The sequence below is a fragment of the Variovorax sp. EBFNA2 genome (assembly GCF_033802765.1).
In the GTDB taxonomy this organism is placed as follows: Bacteria; Pseudomonadota; Gammaproteobacteria; order Burkholderiales; family Burkholderiaceae_C; genus Variovorax; species Variovorax paradoxus_H.
Window position 1 is genome coordinate 2497375 of the sequence record NZ_CP138496.1, and the last position, 17946, is coordinate 2515320.

The 17946-nt window shown below is 68.6% G+C and carries 20 protein-coding genes and 1 pseudogene; 18 read left to right on the forward strand and 3 right to left on the reverse strand.

Annotated features, from left to right (window positions below):
• Positions 1 to 21: 21 nt before the first annotated feature.
• The 3 genes from RZE79_RS11615 to cydX are packed head-to-tail and all read left to right on the forward strand — an operon-like array spanning position 22 to position 2959.
• On the forward strand, positions 22 to 1641 hold the full coding sequence (locus tag RZE79_RS11615; RefSeq protein ID WP_319360517.1) for a cytochrome ubiquinol oxidase subunit I: 1620 nt from the start codon (positions 22 to 24) through the stop codon (positions 1639 to 1641).
• A complete protein-coding gene (cydB, locus tag RZE79_RS11620) occupies positions 1638 to 2792 on the forward strand; it encodes a cytochrome d ubiquinol oxidase subunit II (RefSeq protein ID WP_319360518.1) in 1155 nt (384 codons plus the stop codon). Before RZE79_RS11615 ends, cydB begins: the two co-directional genes overlap by 4 nt.
• 17 nt (positions 2793 to 2809) lie before the next feature.
• Entirely contained in the window at positions 2810 to 2959 is a 150-nt protein-coding gene (gene cydX, locus RZE79_RS11625; RefSeq protein WP_153284927.1) for a cytochrome bd-I oxidase subunit CydX, read from the forward strand.
• 35 nt (positions 2960 to 2994) lie between these two features.
• Here the strand turns inward: cydX and RZE79_RS11630 are convergent, their stop codons facing one another.
• Both RZE79_RS11630 and RZE79_RS11635 read right to left on the reverse strand, forming a co-directional pair.
• Positions 2995 to 3585 carry a GbsR/MarR family transcriptional regulator gene (locus RZE79_RS11630; RefSeq protein WP_153284926.1) on the reverse strand — a complete coding sequence of 197 codons (591 nt, stop codon included), beginning with the start codon at positions 3583 to 3585 and terminating at the stop codon, positions 2995 to 2997.
• Positions 3586 to 3635: 50 nt separating this feature from the next.
• Positions 3636 to 4670: an AraC family transcriptional regulator gene (locus RZE79_RS11635; RefSeq protein WP_319360519.1), complete on the reverse strand. Its 1035-nt coding sequence runs from the start codon at positions 4668 to 4670 to the stop codon at positions 3636 to 3638.
• Between the two features lie 139 nt (positions 4671 to 4809).
• Here RZE79_RS11635 and RZE79_RS11640 point away from each other — a divergent pair, with 139 nt between their 5' ends.
• From RZE79_RS11640 to RZE79_RS11665, 6 genes are read left to right on the forward strand one after another with little or no spacing between them, the layout of a single operon-like run.
• On the forward strand, positions 4810 to 6369 hold the full coding sequence (locus tag RZE79_RS11640; protein ID WP_153284924.1) for a long-chain-fatty-acid--CoA ligase: 1560 nt from the start codon (positions 4810 to 4812) through the stop codon (positions 6367 to 6369).
• Between the two features lie 51 nt (positions 6370 to 6420).
• Positions 6421 to 7605: a lipid-transfer protein gene (locus RZE79_RS11645; protein ID WP_153284923.1), complete on the forward strand. Its 1185-nt coding sequence runs from the start codon at positions 6421 to 6423 to the stop codon at positions 7603 to 7605.
• Between the two features lie 13 nt (positions 7606 to 7618).
• Positions 7619 to 8059: a MaoC family dehydratase N-terminal domain-containing protein gene (locus RZE79_RS11650; protein ID WP_101493760.1), complete on the forward strand. Its 441-nt coding sequence runs from the start codon at positions 7619 to 7621 to the stop codon at positions 8057 to 8059.
• A 14-nt stretch (positions 8060 to 8073) separates the two neighbouring features.
• Entirely contained in the window at positions 8074 to 8493 is a 420-nt protein-coding gene (locus RZE79_RS11655; protein ID WP_153284921.1) for a MaoC family dehydratase, read from the forward strand.
• A 34-nt stretch (positions 8494 to 8527) separates the two neighbouring features.
• A complete protein-coding gene (locus RZE79_RS11660; RefSeq protein WP_319360520.1) occupies positions 8528 to 9358 on the forward strand; it encodes an SDR family NAD(P)-dependent oxidoreductase in 831 nt (276 codons plus the stop codon).
• 1 nt (position 9359) lies between these two features.
• A complete protein-coding gene (locus RZE79_RS11665) occupies positions 9360 to 10148 on the forward strand; it encodes an enoyl-CoA hydratase-related protein (RefSeq protein WP_319360521.1) in 789 nt (262 codons plus the stop codon).
• Positions 10149 to 10163: 15 nt separating this feature from the next.
• On the opposite strand, the gene RZE79_RS11670 is transcribed toward RZE79_RS11665, so the two are convergent.
• Positions 10164 to 10586 carry a cupin domain-containing protein gene (locus RZE79_RS11670; protein WP_153284918.1) on the reverse strand — a complete coding sequence of 141 codons (423 nt, stop codon included), beginning with the start codon at positions 10584 to 10586 and terminating at the stop codon, positions 10164 to 10166.
• A gap of 104 nt (positions 10587 to 10690) precedes the next feature.
• On the opposite strand from RZE79_RS11670, the pseudogene RZE79_RS11675 reads away from it, so the two are divergent.
• From RZE79_RS11675 to RZE79_RS11715, 9 genes and pseudogenes are all read left to right on the forward strand, one after another.
• Positions 10691 to 10870, forward strand: a pseudogene (locus tag RZE79_RS11675) (ArsR/SmtB family transcription factor); the annotation flags it as partial.
• A 149-nt stretch (positions 10871 to 11019) separates the two neighbouring features.
• Positions 11020 to 11502: an SRPBCC domain-containing protein gene (locus RZE79_RS11680; RefSeq protein ID WP_319360522.1), complete on the forward strand. Its 483-nt coding sequence runs from the start codon at positions 11020 to 11022 to the stop codon at positions 11500 to 11502.
• Positions 11499 to 12782, forward strand: coding sequence for an RNA polymerase sigma factor (locus RZE79_RS11685; RefSeq protein WP_319360523.1), 1284 nt, complete (start codon positions 11499 to 11501; stop codon positions 12780 to 12782). Before RZE79_RS11680 ends, RZE79_RS11685 begins: the two co-directional genes overlap by 4 nt.
• A gap of 72 nt (positions 12783 to 12854) precedes the next feature.
• The gene (locus tag RZE79_RS11690) at positions 12855 to 13235 is read left to right on the forward strand and encodes a YciI family protein (RefSeq protein WP_319360524.1); all 381 of its coding nucleotides are present in this window, start codon (positions 12855 to 12857) and stop codon (positions 13233 to 13235) included.
• The gene (locus RZE79_RS11695; protein WP_319360525.1) at positions 13232 to 13609 is read left to right on the forward strand and encodes a YciI family protein; all 378 of its coding nucleotides are present in this window, start codon (positions 13232 to 13234) and stop codon (positions 13607 to 13609) included. Before RZE79_RS11690 ends, RZE79_RS11695 begins: the two co-directional genes overlap by 4 nt.
• A complete protein-coding gene (locus RZE79_RS11700; RefSeq protein WP_319360526.1) occupies positions 13606 to 15189 on the forward strand; it encodes an MFS transporter in 1584 nt (527 codons plus the stop codon). The genes RZE79_RS11695 and RZE79_RS11700 overlap by 4 nt, the downstream gene beginning before the upstream one ends.
• A 54-nt stretch (positions 15190 to 15243) precedes the next feature.
• A complete protein-coding gene (locus RZE79_RS11705; RefSeq protein WP_153284913.1) occupies positions 15244 to 15429 on the forward strand; it encodes a hypothetical protein in 186 nt (61 codons plus the stop codon).
• A gap of 33 nt (positions 15430 to 15462) precedes the next feature.
• Complete coding sequence (gene aroC / locus RZE79_RS11710; RefSeq protein ID WP_319360527.1) at positions 15463 to 16575, forward strand: chorismate synthase; 1113 nt, start codon at positions 15463 to 15465, stop codon at positions 16573 to 16575.
• Positions 16575 to 17768: an MFS transporter gene (locus tag RZE79_RS11715; protein ID WP_319360528.1), complete on the forward strand. Its 1194-nt coding sequence runs from the start codon at positions 16575 to 16577 to the stop codon at positions 17766 to 17768. Before aroC ends, RZE79_RS11715 begins: the two co-directional genes overlap by 1 nt.
• Positions 17769 to 17946 lie beyond the last annotated feature (178 nt).

The following is a 17946-nucleotide window of genomic DNA, read 5'->3' on the forward strand; positions in this document are numbered from 1 at the left end:
AGAACACACAAAGGAAGCCCCATGGACCTTGACATCGTCGCGCTCTCGCGCCTGCAGTTCGCCGTGACGGCGCTGTACCACTTCCTGTTCGTGCCGCTCACGCTCGGACTGTCGATCATCCTGGCCATCATGGAGACGGTCTACGTGATGACCGGGCGCGTCATCTGGCGCGACATGACCAAGTTCTGGGGCGTGCTGTTCGGCATCAACTTCGCGATGGGCGTGGCCACCGGCATCGTGATGGAGTTCCAGTTCGGCATGAACTGGAGCTACTACAGCCACTACGTCGGCGACATCTTCGGCGCGCCGCTGGCCATCGAAGGGCTCATGGCCTTCTTCATGGAAGCGACCTTCGTGGGCCTGTTCTTCTTCGGCTGGGACAAGCTCTCGAAGGTCGGTCACCTGGTCGCGACGTGGGCCGTGGCCATCGGCTCCAACTTCTCGGCGCTGTGGATTCTCATTGCCAACGGCTGGATGCAGAACCCCGTGGGCGCGGCTTTCAACCCGGCGACCATGCGCATGGAAGTGACCGACTTCGCCGCCGTGCTGACCAACCCCGTGGCACAGGCCAAGTTCGTGCACACCGTGTCGGCCGGCTATGTGTGCGCCGCGGTGTTCGTGCTCGGCGTGTCGGCGTGGTACCTGCTCAAGGGCCGGCATGTCGAACTGGCGAAGCGCTCGATGACCGTGGCTGCCTCGTTTGGGCTGGCCGCCGCGCTGTCGGTGGCGGTGCTCGGCGACGAGAGCGGCTACCTCTCGGGCGAACACCAGAAGATGAAGCTGGCCGCCATCGAAGGCATGTGGGAGACGCAACCCGCGCCCGCCGCCTTCACCGTGATCGGCTTCCCCGACCAGAAGGCGCGCGAGACGCACTACGCCATTCACATCCCGGCGGTGATGGGCCTCATCGGCACGCGCTCGCTCAACACCGTGATGCCCGGCATCGACGAGCTCGTGAAGCGCGCCGAGGCCCGCATCCGCGAGGGCCTGAAGGCCTACGACGCGCTGCAGAAGATTCGCGAGGCCGGCGGCGCCGACAAGGTGACGCAGGGCGTGCGCGGCGACTTTGAAGAGAACGGCATCAACATGGGCTACGCGCTGCTGCTCAAGCGCTACGTGGACGACCCGCGCCAGGCCACCGACGAGCAGATCGCCAAGGCCGCGTGGGACACGGTGCCGCAGGTGGCGCCGCTGTTCTGGCTGTTCCGCGTGATGGTGGGCATCGGCATGCTGCTGATCCTGCTGACCGGCACCTTCTTCGTGCTGTCGGCGCGTCGCGCGCTCGACCGCCACCGCTGGTTGCTCAAGGTCGCGGTGTGGGCGATTCCGCTGCCGTGGATCGCCATTGAATCCGGCTGGCTGGTGGCCGAGTACGGTCGCCAGCCCTGGGTGATCGAAGGCGTGCTGCCGACCGCGGTGGCCGTGTCGAACCTGGGCGTGACGACCTTGCTGATCACGCTCGCGGGCTTCATCGCGATCTACACGACGCTGCTCATCATCGAGATGAAGCTGATGCTCAAGGCCATCCAGAAGGGCCCCCAGACCGAGCACGCGCCCACCGAGGGCGATGCCCGCTCGCACATTCCGCCGGCGCGCGCCGCCGTGCCTTCCTCTTCTGCCTCGACCGGGAGCGCCGCATGATCCTCCACACACTTCTCGACTACGACACCCTGCGCTTCATCTGGTGGCTGCTGATCGGCGTGCTGCTGGTCGGCTTCGCGGTGACCGACGGCTTCGACCTCGGCGCCGGCATGCTGCTGCCTTTTGCCGCGCGCAACGACATCGAACGCCGCGTCGTCATCAACAGCGTGGGCCCGGTGTGGGAAGGCAACCAGGTCTGGCTGATCCTGGGCGGCGGGGCCGTCTTCGCGGCCTGGCCGCAGCTGTACGCGGTGTCGTTCTCGGGCTTCTACCTGGCGATGTTCGTGATTCTCTCGGCGCTGATCCTGCGGCCGGTGGCCTTCAAGTTCCGCAGCAAGCGCGAGTCGCCGCAGTGGCGCGCGCGCTGGGACGGCGTGCTGTTCTTCAGCGGCTTCGTGCCCGCGCTGATCAGCGGCGTGGCCGTGGGCAACGTGCTGCAGGGCGTGCCGTTCCGCTTCGGCGCCGACATGCACATCTTCTACGACGGCGGCTTCTTTGGCCTGTTGAATCCCTTTGCCATCCTCTGCGGACTGGTGTCGGTGGCGATGCTGGTGATGCACGGCGCGGCGTGGCTGCTGCTCAAGACCGCCGGTCCGGTGGCCGAGCGCGCGCGCAGCTACGGCATGGTCGCGGCGGTGCTCACGCTCGTGTTCTACGCGCTGGCCGGCGTGTGGCTGGCGATGGGCATCGGGGGCTTTCGCATCAGCAGCGTGGTCGACACCGTGGGCCCGTCGAACCCGATGCTGAAGACCGTCGAGCTGCATGCGGGCGCCTGGATGGGCAACTACGCGGCGCACCCCTGGACCATCGCCGCGCCGGTGGCGGGCTTCGTCGGCACGCTGGGTGCATTGCTCGGGCTGGTGCTGCGCCGGCCGGGGCTGGCGCTGCTCACGGCGGCGCTGGGCATCGCCGGCATCATCCTCAGCGTGGGCGCGTCGATGTTCCCGTTCATCCTGCCTTCGTCGATCGACCCGCGCGCCAGCCTCACGGTGTGGGATTCATCGTCGAGCCACCTGACGCTGTTCATCATGCTGGTGGTCACCGTGATCTTCATCCCGATCATCATCGGCTACACCACCTGGGTCTATCACGTGCTGTGGGGCAAGGTCGACGAGCAAGCCATCCGCGACGAGAGCGGACACGCCTACTGAAACGGGAAGGAAAAGATATGTGGTACTTCGCCTGGATCCTCGGCCTGCCGCTGGCAGCCGCCTTCGCCGTGCTCAACGCCATGTGGTACGAACTCATGGACGACGAGGCCATCCGCAAGGAAAAGCTCGGCATGCCGGAACCCCCGCAGGGGCAGGAACGGCTTTGAAGAACGGGTAGTTTTCCGTTCGGTTCCGCGGCGACTCAGTCCTTGTCCGCGGGGCCCTTGCTCTTCTTCGACGCACCGCCCGTGAGGCGGTCTTTCAGCGTCAGCACCTTCGTCACCGTCGCGCCCATGCCCATGAGCTGCATGGCGGTTTCGGGTGCCAGGCGCTGCACGTCGTCGAACCACTTCATCAGCCGGTCGATCAGGTCGTGCATCTCGCGCATCCGGGCCTGTGCGTGGCGCTCGGCGTCGCTCGTGGGCGACTCGAGCAGCGCGTTGCGCAGCATCGAGAGCGTGGGCTCGATCTCGCGGCGGCGGCGCTCCTCGGCCAGCACGCGGAAGATTTCCCACACGTCCTTCGGCGCCTCGAAGTACTCGCGCCGGTCGCCTGCGTGGTGGCGCAGGTGCACGAGGCGCCAGGCTTGCAACTCTTTCAAGCCCATGCTCACGTTGGAGCGCGAGAACTCCAGCAGCTCGGCGATCTCGTCGGCATTGAGCGCGCGCTCCGACAGGAAGATCAACGCGTAGATCTGCCCGACGGTGCGGTTGATGCCCCACTTGCTGCCCATCTCGCCGAAGTGGGCGACGAACTGGCGGTTGAGGGGAGGGAGTTCGGGTGCGGAAGCCATGCGGCGGATTGTCGCGCGAGATGGCTGTAGTTTCAGGAGTGTCTGAAAACTCAGGCCTCCGGGTCCGGTCCCGGCCGCCTTCGATACGACCCTGGCGCGCCGCCGGTCCAGGTCTTGAAGGCACGCTGGAACGCCGCGCTGTCCGAAAAACCCAGCTCCTCGGCCAGCGCCGCCAGCGGCACGGTGCTGGTGTTCAGCCGCACGATGGCCACGTCGCGCCTCAGCTGGTCCTTGAGCGACTGGAACGAGGTGCCCTCGGTCGCCAGGTGGCGCTGCAGCGTGCTCACCGACATGTGCAGGCTGCGCGCGGCCGTGGCCAGGTCGGTCCAGGCCGGGCGGTGCTGTTGCAGCACGGTGCGCACGCGCGCGCTCACGGCCAGTTCGCCCAGCGGCGGCAGGATCACGTGGGCCGGTGCGGCGGCCAGAAAGTCGCGCATGGCGCGTGCGTCGCGGTGGATCGGCGTGGCCAGTGCGCTCGCGTCGAACCACACGGCCGAGAGCGGCTGACCGAACTGCAGCGGCGCGGGAAACACCTTGCTGTAGCCGGCCGCATAAGGCGGCTGCTCGAAGCCGAAGTCGAAGCGGCGCGCCGTCAGCCGCCCGCCGTGCAGCCAGGCAAAGAGCCGCCAGTACACGCGCAGCATCAGCTCGTGCAGGAAGTTCAGCGGCGCGCTCGGCATGCCCTGCACGCGCAGGCCGAAGCCCGCGAGCGGCCCCTCGCGTAGCAGCACCATCTCGAGGTCGTCCTGCAGCAGGCTGAAGGTGCGCGCCACGCGCCGCAGCGCCACCTCGAGCGTGGGCGCGCCCATCGTGGCGCGCGTCATGAGCGCGAAGCTGCCCCGGCGCAGGCGGCGCGACAGGAAGCACAGGGCCTCGTCGTCCAGCCGCTCCATCAGCAGCGCGAACAGCGCCACGTACTGCTCGGCCGTGACGCGCGCGCCCGGCGCATCGAGCAGGGCGGGGGCAATGCCGGCATCCTGCAGCGCGGTGTCGATGCAGATCGGTGCGTTGTCGCCGCGCGCGCGCACGCCCGAGAGCATGCCCTGGACGAACACGATCGGGATGGTGACGGGCGGTTGCAACATGCGTGTGCGGATCAGACCTGACGGCGGCGCGAGTGTCGATTGAGGTTTTCTGCCATGCGGGCGATGCGAAGCGCAATCGCCGCGGCACGGCGCGGTTTCTACCATGCGTTCACACAAGAACCGAACGGAGACAACCGCCATGTACCAGACCCAGTCGCTGCACCGCAGCGTGCAGCAGCACCCCGACCGGATCGCCGTGCGCGCCGCCGGCCGCACCCTGAGCTTTCGCGCCTATGCCGAGCGGGTCGCGCGCCTCGCGGGCGCCCTGCAGGGGCTCGGCATGCAGGCGGGCGACCGCGTGGCGATGCTGGCGCTCAACTCGGCGCGCTACCTCGAATACCAGATGGCCGTGCCCTGGGGCGGCGGCGTGCTCAACCCCTGCAACATCCGCTGGTCGGCCGCCGAAATCCTGTACTCGCTCGAAGACTCGGGCTCCTCGCTGCTGCTGGTGGACGACACCTTCCGCGCGGTGGTCGAGCAGATGCGCGGGCAGGCGACCAGCCTGCGCGAGGTGATCTACTGCGGCGACGGCCCTACGCCGCCCGGCATGCATGGCTACGAGGCACTGCTGGAGGCCGCCTCGCCCGTGCCCGATGTGGGCCGCCGCGGCGAAGACCTGGCCGGCATCTTCTACACCGGCGGCACCACGGGCTTTCCCAAGGGCGTGATGCTGAGCCACACCAACATGGGCAGCTCGGGGCTGGCCCTGCATGCCGAAGGCCTGGCTGCGCCCGACGGCTGCTACTTGCATGCCGCGCCGATGTTCCACCTGGCCGACATGGGCATCTCCGCACCGCACTGGCTCGAGGGCAACACGCACGCGATCATTCCGGCCTTCAGCCCCGAGGCGGTGCTGAACGCCATCGCGCAAGACCGCGTCACGCACGTGCTGCTGGTGCCGACCATGATCCAGATGCTGGTCGACCATCCGGCGATGCGCGAGCCGCGCGACCTGAGCAGCCTGAAGTGCATCACCTACGGCGCCTCGCCGATCGCCGAGGCGGTGCTGAACCGCGCGATGGACGCCTTCCCGGGCGTGGACTTCGTGCAGGCCTACGGCATGACCGAGCTGTCGCCGCTGGCCACCCTCAACCCCGCGCGCAACCACACGCCCGAAGGCCAGCGACGGGGCAAGCTGCGCTCGGCCGGCCGCGCGAGCTACTGCACCGAGGTGCGCATCGTCGATGGCGAGGGCGTCGAAGTGCCGCGCGGCACCGTCGGCGAGGTCGCGGTGCGCGGCCCCAACGTGATGCAGGGCTACTGGAACCAGCCCGCGCAAACGGCCGCGGCCGTGCGCGGCGGCTGGATGCACACCGGCGACGGCGCGTACATGGACGACGACGGCTACATCTTCGTGGTCGATCGCCTGAAGGACATGATCATCAGCGGCGGCGAGAACATCTACTCGGCCGAGGTCGAGAACGCCATCAACCAGCACCCGGCCGTGGCCGCCTGCGCCGTCATCGGCATCCCGAGCGAGGAGTGGGGCGAGACCGTGCATGCGGTGCTCGTGCTCAAGCCGGGCCAGCAGCTGGCGGCCGATGTGCTCATCGCGCATTGCAAGACGCTGATCGCGAACTACAAGTGCCCGCGCAGCGTGGCGCTGGTCGAGGCGCTGCCGCTCTCGGGTGCGGGCAAGGTGCTCAAGACCCGGCTGCGCGAACCGTTTTGGCAAGACCGCCAACGAAGCGTAGCCTGAGCACTGCCCACCATTTTTTCTTCTTCATTCACTTCATTTCAGGAGACGCTCATGAGCCAGGATGTCTACGTCGTCGGTGTCGGCATGATCCCCTTCACCAAGCCGGGCGCGAACCAGCCCTACCCGCAGATGGCCGCGCACGCGACCAATGCCGCATTGAAAGACGCCGGCATCGGCTACGAGCTGGTGCAGCAGGCCTACGTCGGCTACGTGTACGGCGACTCGACCGCCGGCCAGCGCGCGCTCTACGAAGTGGGCATGACCGGCATTCCGGTCGTCAACGTCAACAACAACTGCTCCACCGGCTCGACCGCGCTGTTCCTTGCGCGCCAGGCCGTGGCCAGCGGCGCGGCCGACTGCGTGCTGGCGCTCGGCTTCGAGCACATGAGCCCCGGCGCATTGGGCGCGGTGTTCAACGACCGCCCGAGTCCGTTCGACCACTTCGAGTCGATCACCGACGAGCTGGTCGGCAACGAGCAGGTGCCGCTGGCGCTGCGCTACTTCGGCGGCGCGGGGCTCGCGCACATGCAGCAGTACGGCACGCAGATGTCGACCTTCGCGAAGATCCGCGCCAAGGCCAGCCGCCATGCATCGAACAACCCGGTGGCGCTGTTTCGCACCGTCGTCACCGAAGATGAGGTGATGGCCGCGCCCGTCATGTGGCCCGGCGTGATGACGCGGCTCATGGCCTGCCCGCCGACCTGCGGTGCGGCTGCGGCCATCGTCTGCTCGCCGCGTTTCGCCGAGCGCCACGGCCTGGACCGCAGCGTGCGCATCAAGGCGCAGGCCATGACCACCGACCGCGCCATCACCTTCGAGAGCCGCGACATGCGCGAGGTGGTCGGCTTCAGCATGGCGCAGGAAGCCGCGCAGAAGGTGTACGACGCAGCCGGTGTCGGCCCGCAGGACATCGACGTGGTCGAGCTGCACGACTGCTTTGCGCACAACGAACTCATCAGTTACGAAGCGCTGGGCCTGTGCCCGGTCGGCGGCGCGGAGAAGTTCGTGGTCGATGGCGACAACACCTACGGCGGCAAGGTGGTGACCAACCCGTCGGGCGGCCTGCTGTCGAAGGGCCACCCGTTGGGCGCCACGGGTCTTGCGCAATGCACGGAACTGGTCCAGCAGCTGCGCGGCACGGCCGACAAACGGCAGGTCGAAGGCGCGCGCATGGCGCTGCAGCACAACCTGGGTTTGGGCGGCGCCTGCGTGGTCACGCTGTACGAACGCGTCTGAAAAAAGGCAGAACATGATCGACAAGAAATGGATCGGCCACGAGCTGCCCGCTTCGGTGCTGCCCATCGAGCGCACCCGGCTGCAGTTCTTCGCCAAGGCCATCGGCGAGACCGACCCGGTCTACACCGATGCCGCCGCCGCGCGCGATGCCGGCTACCCCGACCTGCCCGCGCCGCCGACCTTCCTGTTCGCGGCCGAGCTGGACTCGGGCGCGTCGGGCCAGATGCTCGACGACCTGCAGATTCCGCTGTCGAAGCTGCTGCACGGCGAGCAGAGCTTTGAATACCACCGGCCGGCCTGTGTGGGCGACACGGTGACGGTGCGCTCCACCATCAGCGACATCTACGACAAGAAGAACGGCGCGCTCGAATTCGTGGTGAAGACCTCGCGCGCCACCAACCAGCGCGACGAACTCGTGGCCGAATTGCGCACGGTGATCGTGTGCCGCCACTGAAGAAGGAACGCACGATGACCCATCCCACCTACGACAGCATCCAGATCGGCGACGAGCTTCCCGCCTTGCAGCTTGCGCCGGTCAACCGCACCACGCTCGCGCTGTTCGCGGGCGCCTCGGGCGACCACAACCCGATCCACATCGACACCGATTTCGCGCGCAAGGCCGGCATGCCCGACGTGTTTGCGCAGGGCATGCTGGGCATGGCCTGGCTCGGCCGTCTGCTTACGCAGTGGGTGCCGCAGGCGCAGCTGCGCCGCTTCGACGTGCGCTTCCAGGGCATCACGCACCTGGGCCATGCCGTGCGCTGCACCGGCCGCGTGGTCGAGAAGCTCGAGCACAACGGCGAGCGCTGCGTGCGCGTGGAAGTGCTCAGCGCCAACCAGTACGGCCAGCCCCGCATTGCGGGCGAAGCGCTCGTGGCGCTGCGTTGAATCCCCTGAACGAACGAAATAAGAGAGAAGAGACATGGCACCCAAACTCGAAGGCAAGGTCGCCCTCATCACCGGATCGGGTCGCGGCATCGGCCGCGCGATCGCGCTCAAGCTCGCGTCGGAAGGCGCGCGCATCGTCGTCAACGACCTCGATGCCGAACCGGCCGAAGAAACCGTGCAGGCCATCCGCGCCGCGGGCGGCCAGGCCGTGGCCTGCGTCGGCAGCGTGTCGGCACCGGACTTTGCCGAGCGCTTCGTCGGCACGGCGGTGAGCGAATTCAAGGGCCTGGACATCATCGTCAACAACGCCGGCTACACCTGGGACAGCGTGGTGCAGAAGATGACCGACGAGCAGTGGTACGCCATGATCGACGTGCACCTGACGGCGCCTTTTCGCATCCTGCGCGCCGCGCAGCCGGTGATTCGCGCGCTCGGCAAGGCAGAGACCGAAGCCGGCCGGCGCGTGGTGCGCAAGGTGGTCAACATCTCGTCGGTGGCCGGGCTCTTCGGCAATGCGGGCCAGGCCAACTATTCGACCGCCAAGGCCGGCATCGTCGGCATGACGCAGACGCTGGCCAAGGAGTGGGGGCGCATGAACGTCACCGTGAACTGCGTGGCCTTCGGCTTCATCCAGACGCGGCTCACGGCCAGCACGGCCGAAGCCACCACCGCGAACATCGAGGGGCGCGAGATCAAGGTCGGCGTCAACCCGGGGCTGCTGGCGATGATGGAACAGTCGATCCCGCTGGGCCGCGGCGGCACACCCGAAGAAGCGGCCGGCGCGGTGTACCTGCTGTGCGCGCCCGAGTCGGACTACGTGAGCGGCCAGACGCTCATGTGCACCGGCGGGCTCACGGGCATCTGAGATGCAGCACGAAGAAGGCATCGCCTGGGGCGTGCAGGACAGCATCGGCCGCATCGTGCTGAAGCGGCCCGAGCGCGCCAACTCGGTGTCGCTGGCGAGCAGCCATGCGCTGTCGCGCGCGATCGACGAGGTGATCGACGCCGCGCCGCGCGCCATCCTGCTGACCGGCGAGGGGCGCGTGTTCTGCGCGGGCGGCGACATCGACAGCTTCGTGGCCGCCGGCGACAAGCTGCCCGAGCTGGTCGACGCCATCCTCGACCGGTTGCATCCCGCGCTGCTGCGGCTGGCGCACAACCCGGCGCCGTTGGTGGTGGCAGTGAACGGCACGGTCGGTGGTGCCGGCGTGGGGCTGGCGCTGTGCGGCGACTTCGTGCTCGCGGCCGAGTCGATGAAGCTGCGCACGGGCTATGCGGTCATCGGCCTGTCGCCGGACGCGGGGAGTTCATATTTCCTGTCGCGGCGCATCGGGCCGGTGCGCGCGCAGCAATGGCTGATGCTCAGCGACCCGATCGACAGCGCACGCTGCCTGGCGGCGGGAGCGGTCGATGCGTTGTACCCGGACGCCGAGCTTGCGGCGGCTGCCGAAGCACTGGTGACGCGGCTGGCGAACGGCGCGAGCGCATCGTTCGCGGGCATCAAGGCGCTGTGCAGCGGTGCGACCGCGCGCCCGATCGAAGAACACTTCGAGATGGAGCACCGCCTGCTGCGTGAACGATCGGGCAGCGCGGATGCGCGCGAGGGCGTGGCGGCATTTACCGCCAAACGCGCGCCGCGTTTCTCGGGCCGTTGACGAGGCCGCGCGGGTTCAAGCCCAGGGCGTGGGCGGCGGAATCTCGCACACCGGCTCGACGTCGATGCTCTTGAAGTCGGCCGGCGAGACGATCTCCAGGTACTCCATGTCGGGCGAGTAGTCGAACAGAAAGTGGCGGATGCCGGGGCGCTGGTGCACCACGTCGCCGGCCTCGACGCGCGTTTCCTTGTCCTCGTACATGAAGCGCGCCCAGCCCTTGAGCATGATGACGATCTGGAAGTCCGCCTCGTGGCGGTGCCAGCCGGTGCCCGTTTCGGGTGCCATGTTGGCCTTGACGAGGTGCGCGATCACCTGGCCGTGGGTGGCGGCCGCAATGCCGAGGTCGCGGTACAGGAAGAAGTCTCGCAACCCGCCCGAGACGTACTCGGTGTCGCCGGGTTTGACGTGGGAGAACTGGGTGGCGGTTCGGTCCAGCATGGGCGCTCCTTCGCGGAATGATGCTGCGATGCAGCATGCATAAACCGTTCCTGCGCGGGGCCCATTGCTTGACGGCCCGCAGGCCGCTCCAGATACTCAACCGCATGGTTCACTCAGATGCCCTGGACGCCGTGTTTGCGGCCCTGTCCGACCCGACGCGTCGCAGCGTGCTCGAAGCGCTGGGCGAGGGCGGCCTCAGCGTGACCGAGCTCGCCGAACCGCACGGCATGTCGCTGACCGGCTTCATGAAGCACCTGCGCGTGCTCGAAGGCGCCGGGCTCATCTCGCGCACGAAGGCGGGCCGCGTCGTGCGATGCGAGCTGTCGGCGGGCCCGATGCAGGAGGCCGCCGTGTGGCTCTCGCGCTATGAGAAGTTCTGGACCGGCCGCCTCGATGCACTGGCGCGCTTTCTTTATCACCAGGAGGACACCGAATGGCGAAGCCTTCCCCCGACAACCCCACCAGTTCCACCACCGAGCGCCCGTCGCTCACGCTCCGCCGGCACTTCCGCGTCAGCCCCGCCAAAGTCTGGCGCGCGTGGACCGACCCGCAAGCGCTGAAGCACTGGTTCGGCCCCGACGAAATCGTCGACGTGCCGCTGGCCGAGGTCGACCTGCGCGTGGGCGGGCGCTTTCGCGTGACCATGTTGGCGGCCGATGGCGAGACGCATGACGTGAGCGGCACCTACCTGGAGGTCGTGCCCGAGCGCCGGCTGGTCTTCAGCTGGGCCTGGCGCAGCACGCCCGAGCGCGAGTCGCGCGTCACGCTGCAATTCGAACCCGACGCGGGCGGCTGCGAGCTCGTGCTCATGCACCAGCAGTTCTTCGACGAAGCGGCGCGCGAGGGCCACACCCACGGCTGGACCGGCGCGCTCGTCAAGCTCGAGAGTTGGCTGCTCAGCGGCGACACCGGGTGACCGAAAAAACGACGGGCGTTGCCGACGCGCTCGACGCGCTCGACGCGATCTACCGCACCGAGTCGCGCCGCATCTTCGCCACGCTGGTGCGCCTGCTGGGCGATTTCGATCGGGCCGAAGAAGCCCTGCACGACGCCTTTCGCGCCGCGCTCGAGCAATGGCCGCGCGAGGGCGTGCCGGCCAACCCGCGCGCCTGGCTGGTGTCGGCGGGGCGCTTCAAGTCGATCGACGGCATCCGCCGGCAGGCGCGCTTCACGGCGTGGGACGACGCCACCGCCCACACCGACACCCTGGCCGACCCCGCGCCCGCCTGGCACGAGGCCGACCCCGATGCCGAGGCGCTGGAGGACGACCGCCTGCGCCTGGTCTTCACCTGCTGCCACCCCGCGCTCGCGCCCGACGCCCAGGTGGCGCTCACGCTGCGCGAGGTCTGCGGGCTGGCGACCGAAGAGATCGCGCGCGCCTTTCTCGTGCCCGCCCCCACCATCGCGCAGCGCATCGTGCGGGCCAAGGCGCGCATCCGCGACGCCGGCATTCCGTACCAGGTGCCGGGCCTGGCCGAGCTGCCCGAACGGCTCGACGCTGTGCTGCGCGTGGTGTACCTCGTGTTCAACGAAGGCTATGCGGCCTCGTCGGGCGAGAGCGTCACGCGTGCCGACTTGTCGGCCGAGGCGATCCGGCTCGGGCGGCTGGTGGCCGAGCTGCTGCCCGACCCCGAGGCGCTGGGCCTGCTCGCGCTGATGCTGCTGCACGACGCGCGCCGCGCCGCACGTACGTCGGCGCAGGGCGAGCTCGTGCTGCTCAATGTGCAGGACCGCAGCTTGTGGCACCGCGGGCAGATCGGGGAGGGCGCGGCGCTGGTCGAGCGCGCGCTGCTGTCGCGCCGCTTCGGCCCGTACACCTTGCAGGCCGCCATTGCCGCGGTGCATGCCGAAGCGCCCGAGGCCGTCGACACCGACTGGCCGCAGATCGTCGGCCTGTACGACGTGCTGCTGCGGCTCGACCCTTCGCCCGTGGCCGAGCTCAACCGCGCGGCCGCCGTGGCGATGCGCGACGGGCCGGCGGCGGGGCTCGCGCTGATCGACGCGCTGCTCGCGCGCGGCGAGCTGGCGCAGTACCACCTGGCGCATGGCGCGCGTGCCGAGCTGTGCCGGCGCCTGGGCCGCACCGAGGACGCGCGTGAGGCTTACCTGCAGGCGTTGTCGCTGGTCCGCCAGCAGCCCGAGCGGCAATTCCTGGAGCGGCAACTGGCGTCGTTGCCGGACACGAAAAATTTTTGACAGCCCGTGTCGATTTCGGCCGTCGCCGTTCGACCAGTGATGTCCTCACTCAAACCTGCAAGGAGATTCCGCATGAAATACCTCTGCCTCGTTCATTGCGACGAAGCGGTGCTGCGCGCGCTGCCGCCCGACGAGCGCCGCGCGCTCAACGCCGACTCGATGGCCTACGACCGCCTGCTCGAAGCCGCCGGCCACTTCATCGCCGCCGAGGCGCTGACCTCGGTGAGCGCCGCCAAGGTCGTGCAGGTGCGCCACGGCCAGCGCTCGCACGTCGACGGGCCGTATGCCGAAGCGCGCGAGCAACTGTGCGGCTTCATCCTGGTCGAGGCGCGCGACCTGAACGCCGCGATCCAGCTGGCGGGCCGCATTCCGATGGCGCGCTACGGCGCCATCGAAGTGCGTCCCATCGACGTCATGGAAATGATCGAAAACCCGAAGGGGAATGTTGCATGAGATACCTTTGCCTGATCTACGGAACCGACGCGCAGACGAGCCACTTCTCGGCGCAGGACATGGACCACTACATCAACGAACACATCGACTACGACGCCCATCTGCAGGCGCGCGGCAAGCTCGTCGCGGCCGAGGCCCTGCAGCCGGCCGGCACGGCGGTCACGGTGCGCATGCGCAACGGCAAGCTCTCGGTCACCGACGGGCCGTTCGCCGAAACCAGCGAGCAACTGGGCGGCTTCTACCTGGTCAAGGCCGACAGCGACGAAGAAGCGCTGCAGCTCGCGGCCGGCATTCCGTCGGCGCGCTTCAGCAGCATCGAGGTGCGCAAGGCGTTCTCGGTCAGCGACAACGGCGACCAGGGGTCCGGCCCATGAGCGGCGCAACGCAGCGGGTGACGCCCGCCCGCGCCACGGCGCGCGAATGGACCGGCCTGGCGGTCATCGCGCTGCCGTGCATGCTCTATTCGATGGACCTCACGGTGCTGAACCTGGCGATCCCGTCGATCAGCGAAGACCTCAAGCCCACCGCCTCGCAACTGCTGTGGATCGTCGACATCTACGGCTTCTTCGTGGCCGGCTTGCTGGTCACCATGGGCACGCTGGGCGACCGCATCGGGCGGCGCCGGCTGCTGCTGATCGGCGCGGTGGCGTTTGGCATTGCCTCGGTGCTCGCGGCTTTCTCGACCAGCGCCAACATGCTGATCGCCACGCGCGCGCTGCTCGGCGTGGCGGGGGCGACGCTGGCGCCGTCCACGCTCTCGCTGATCCGCAACATGTTCCTCGACCCGGCGCAGCGCACCGTGGCCATCGGCGTGTGGATCTCGAGCTACTCGGCCGGCGCGGTCATCGGCCCGGTGCTGGGCGGCGTGCTGCTGCAGTTCTTTCCATGGGGCTCGGTGTTCCTCATCGGCGTGCCCGTGATGGTGCTGTTGCTGGCGCTCGGCCCCTGGCTCTTGCCCGAGTACCGCGACCCCGACGCGGGCGCGCTCGACCTGGCCAGCGTGGCGCTCTCGCTGGGCGCCGTGCTGGCGGCCATCTACGGCATCAAGCAGGTGGCCGAGCACGGTCCCGACGCGGTGTCGCTGCTGGCCATCGCGGTCGGTGCGCTGCTCGGCTGGTTGTTCGCGCGCCGGCAGGGGCGGCTGGCGAATCCGATGATCGACCTGCGCCTGTTCAGGCTGCCGGCCTTCAGCGTCTCGCTCGGTGCCTACATGCTGGCCTGCTTCGTGATGTTCGGGCTCTTTCTCTACAACGCCCAGTACCTGCAGCTGGTGCTCGGCCTGTCGCCGCTGGAGGCAGGCCTGTGGAGCATGCCGAGCGCCGGCGCCTTCATCGTCGGCTCGATGATCGTGCCCGCGCTCACGCGGCGCCTGTGCCCGGCCTATGTGATGGGCGGCGGGTTGGGCGTGGCGGCGCTGGGCTTCGGCATGCTGGTGCTGCTGCCCGCGCAGGGCGGGCTGGCCTGGATGGTGACGAGCGCGATCATCTCGTCGCTCGGCCTGGCGCCGGTGTTCACGCTGGCCACTGACCTGGTCGTGGGCAGCGCGCCGCCGGAGCGCGCGGGCGTGGCCTCGGCGATCTCGGAGACGAGTTCCGAGTTTGGCGGCGCGTTGGGCATCGCCATCCTCGGCAGTGTCGGCGCGGCGATCTACCGCGCGGCCATGGCCGATGCGGTGCCGGTCGGCCTGGCCGATGCGGCGGCGCTCGAAGCCGCGCGCAGCACCCTGGGCGGGGCGGTCGCGCTGGCCGGGGAACTGCCCGGCGCCACGGGCGCCGCGCTGCTCGACACTGGGCGCGAGGCGCTGCTGCGCGCCCTGCGGCTGGTGGCCGGCCTGTGCGCCGTGGTGCTGCTGTTCGTCGGCGTGCTGGTGGCGGTGCGGCTGCGCGGCGTGGGCGCGTCACATGCGGAGGAGGGCGTCGCACCCCCGGGCGGCGCCGCATTGCCGGAGCGTTGACGAGCCTCCATACTGGGGCTTCCACGACGCACCCCACGACCGAACGGAGGCCCCATGAGCAACGAACTGCGCAAGAAGCTGCATGACCTGTCTGAACTGTCAGACAGCACCTCCGACCCGCAGACCAAGGCCATCGTCGAGGCGATCCGGCTGCAGACGGCGGTGCTGAACGAGCGGCTGTTCAGCATCGAGCTGCAGCTGGGCGCGCTCGCCAAGCGCATGGAAAACACCACCGACTGAGTCGGCTGCTGCTTTGTGGGGATAATCCCCGCCATGAGCGGCAATACCTTCGGAACTCTCTTCGCGGTCACCAATTTCGGCGAGTCGCACGGCCCGGCCATCGGCTGCGTGATCGACGGCTGCCCCCCGGGCATGGCCCTGAGCGAGGCCGACATCCAGGGCGACCTCGACCGCCGCCGCCCCGGCACCAGCCGCCACGTCACGCAGCGCAACGAGCCCGACGCGGTGCAGATCCTGTCCGGCGTGTACGAAGGCAAGACCACCGGCGCGCCGATCGCGCTGCTGATCCAGAACACCGACCAGCGCAGCAAGGACTATGGGCAGATCGCCCAGCAGTTCCGCCCCGGCCACGCCGACTTCACCTACTGGAAGAAATACGGCATCCGCGATCCGCGCGGTGGCGGGCGTTCTTCGGCACGCCTCACCGCACCCATGGTCGCGGCCGGCGCCGTCGCCAAGAAGTGGCTGGCCGAAAAATACGGGATGGTGTTTCGCGGCTGCATGACGCAGATCGGCGAGATCACGATTCCTTTCGAGAGCTGGGACCACGTCCCCAACAACCCCTTCTTCGCCCCCATCGCCGACGTGAGCGCGCTGGAGGACTACATGGACCGCCTGCGCAAGGCCGGCGATTCGTGCGGCGCGCGCATCCGCGTCACGGCCACGAACGTGCCCGTGGGCCTGGGTGAGCCGTTGTTCGACAAGCTCGATGCCGAAATCGCCTACGCCATGATGGGCATCAATGCGGTGAAGGCCGTGGAAATCGGCGCCGGCTTCGACAGCATCACGCAGCGCGGCACCACGCACGGCGACTCGATCACGCCGACCGGATTCCTCAGCAACAACGCGGGCGGCATCCTGGGCGGCATCAGCTCGGGGCAAGACCTCGAGGTGAGCATTGCGATCAAGCCCACCAGCTCGATCATCAGCCCGCGCCAGTCCATCGACGTGAACAACAACCCCGTCGAAGTCATCACCAAGGGCCGCCATGACCCCTGCGTGGGCATCCGCGCCACGCCCATCGCCGAAGCGATGCTCGCGCTGGTGGTGATGGAACACGTGCTGCGCAACCGCGCGCAGTGCGGCGACGTGAATCCGCCTGCCGAGAAGAGCGAAGCTGCGTCGCCGCAGTCGTCTTTCCTGTAGTGCCCGCCGCGCCACCTGTGGCCGCCGGGCGCGGTCACCTGTTGGCATTCGCTGGCCTGTCGGCCAGCTACTTCGCGCACATCGGTTTCTTCAATCCGTACCTGCCGCTGTGGCTCAAGGACCTGGGCCTGCCGATCTTCACGATCAGCCTGCTGGCCTCGGTGCAATCGATCACGCGCGTCTTTGCGCCCTATGCCTGGGGTGCACTCAGCGATCACACCGGCCAGCGCGTGAAGCTGCTGCGCTTCAGTGCCGCCGTCGCGCTGGCCAGCTCCTTCGGGCTGTGGTGGCACGGCGGCGCCTGGTGGCTCGCGCTCGTGCTGCTCGTGATGTTCACGCACACCAGTTCGATGATGTCGCTCACCGAAGCGGCCATGGCGCAGATCGTCGCGGGCGACTGGGGCCGCTACGGGCGCATTCGCCTGTGCGGCTCGGCCGGCTTCCTCGTCACCGTGTTCGTCGCGGGCGAATGGTTCGAGCGCTTCGGCATGAAGCACTTCCCGTACTGGGCGGCCGGCACGCTGGCCGTCGTGCTGATCGCCACGATGAAGCTGCCCGACGTGCGCGAGCCGCCGGCCGCGCACGACGCCGTGAAGGAGCCCATCGGCCCCGTGCTGCGCATCCCCGCTGTGCGCTGGTTCTTTGCGTCGCTGTTCTTCCAGGTGATGTCGCACTTCTCGGTGTACGCGTTCTTCTCGCTGTACCTCGATTCGATCGGCTACGGCAAGAGCACCATCGGCCTCTTGTGGGCGCTGTCGGTGGTGGCCGAGATCGTCTGGTTCTTTCTGCAGGGCCGCCTCATCGGCCTCTTGCCGATGCCGCGCTGGATGCTGGTGTGCGGCATTGCCGGCGTGGCGCGGCTCGGGCTCACGGCCGGGCTCGGCGGCTTCATCGCGGCGCTCGTCGTCGCGCAATGGCTGCACGCACTGAGCTTCGCGGCGCACCACACGGCCTGCATCGCCGTGGTGTCGCGCCGCTTCCCGGGCCACCTGCGCGGACGCGGGCAGGCGCTGTTCACGGTGATCGGCTACGGCTTCGGCGGTGTGCTGGGCGTGCTGCTCGGCGGCGCGGTGGCGCAGGAGCTGGGGTACCGCGTCATGTTCGCGCTGGCGGCGGTGCTGGCGGTGGCGGGGTCGTTGTGCGCGTGGCGGATGGTGGTGCTCGAGCCTTCGGCGCGTCCGTACCGGGCCTGAGCGCGCCCGCCCGAGGCGCTGCATTCATCGCCGACGCCGGGGCTTGCCAGCCGTGGTGACAAAGAGCGCACCTTCTTTACATTTCGGTCCGTAGCCGACTTTTCGCACCCAGCTGAGCGCTGAAGCGACATTCGAGCCAGTCGTCAAAAACTGAATTCAAACGTCGACGCCGTCCAGG

Coding starts and splice junctions, on each gene's coding strand:
- RZE79_RS11615 (WP_319360517.1), top strand. CDS start 22: ATGGACCTTGACATCGTCGCGCTCTCGCGCCTGCAGTTCGCCGTGACG.
- cydB (WP_319360518.1), top strand. CDS start 1,638: ATGATCCTCCACACACTTCTCGACTACGACACCCTGCGCTTCATCTGG.
- cydX (WP_153284927.1), top strand. CDS start 2,810: ATGTGGTACTTCGCCTGGATCCTCGGCCTGCCGCTGGCAGCCGCCTTC.
- RZE79_RS11630 (WP_153284926.1), bottom strand. CDS start 3,585: ATGGCTTCCGCACCCGAACTCCCTCCCCTCAACCGCCAGTTCGTCGCC.
- RZE79_RS11635 (WP_319360519.1), bottom strand. CDS start 4,670: ATGTTGCAACCGCCCGTCACCATCCCGATCGTGTTCGTCCAGGGCATG.
- RZE79_RS11640 (WP_153284924.1), top strand. CDS start 4,810: ATGTACCAGACCCAGTCGCTGCACCGCAGCGTGCAGCAGCACCCCGAC.
- RZE79_RS11645 (WP_153284923.1), top strand. CDS start 6,421: ATGAGCCAGGATGTCTACGTCGTCGGTGTCGGCATGATCCCCTTCACC.
- RZE79_RS11650 (WP_101493760.1), top strand. CDS start 7,619: ATGATCGACAAGAAATGGATCGGCCACGAGCTGCCCGCTTCGGTGCTG.
- RZE79_RS11655 (WP_153284921.1), top strand. CDS start 8,074: ATGACCCATCCCACCTACGACAGCATCCAGATCGGCGACGAGCTTCCC.
- RZE79_RS11660 (WP_319360520.1), top strand. CDS start 8,528: ATGGCACCCAAACTCGAAGGCAAGGTCGCCCTCATCACCGGATCGGGT.
- RZE79_RS11665 (WP_319360521.1), top strand. CDS start 9,360: ATGCAGCACGAAGAAGGCATCGCCTGGGGCGTGCAGGACAGCATCGGC.
- RZE79_RS11670 (WP_153284918.1), bottom strand. CDS start 10,586: ATGCTGGACCGAACCGCCACCCAGTTCTCCCACGTCAAACCCGGCGAC.
- RZE79_RS11680 (WP_319360522.1), top strand. CDS start 11,020: ATGGCGAAGCCTTCCCCCGACAACCCCACCAGTTCCACCACCGAGCGC.
- RZE79_RS11690 (WP_319360524.1), top strand. CDS start 12,855: ATGAAATACCTCTGCCTCGTTCATTGCGACGAAGCGGTGCTGCGCGCG.
- RZE79_RS11695 (WP_319360525.1), top strand. CDS start 13,232: ATGAGATACCTTTGCCTGATCTACGGAACCGACGCGCAGACGAGCCAC.
- RZE79_RS11700 (WP_319360526.1), top strand. CDS start 13,606: ATGAGCGGCGCAACGCAGCGGGTGACGCCCGCCCGCGCCACGGCGCGC.
- RZE79_RS11705 (WP_153284913.1), top strand. CDS start 15,244: ATGAGCAACGAACTGCGCAAGAAGCTGCATGACCTGTCTGAACTGTCA.
- aroC (WP_319360527.1), top strand. CDS start 15,463: ATGAGCGGCAATACCTTCGGAACTCTCTTCGCGGTCACCAATTTCGGC.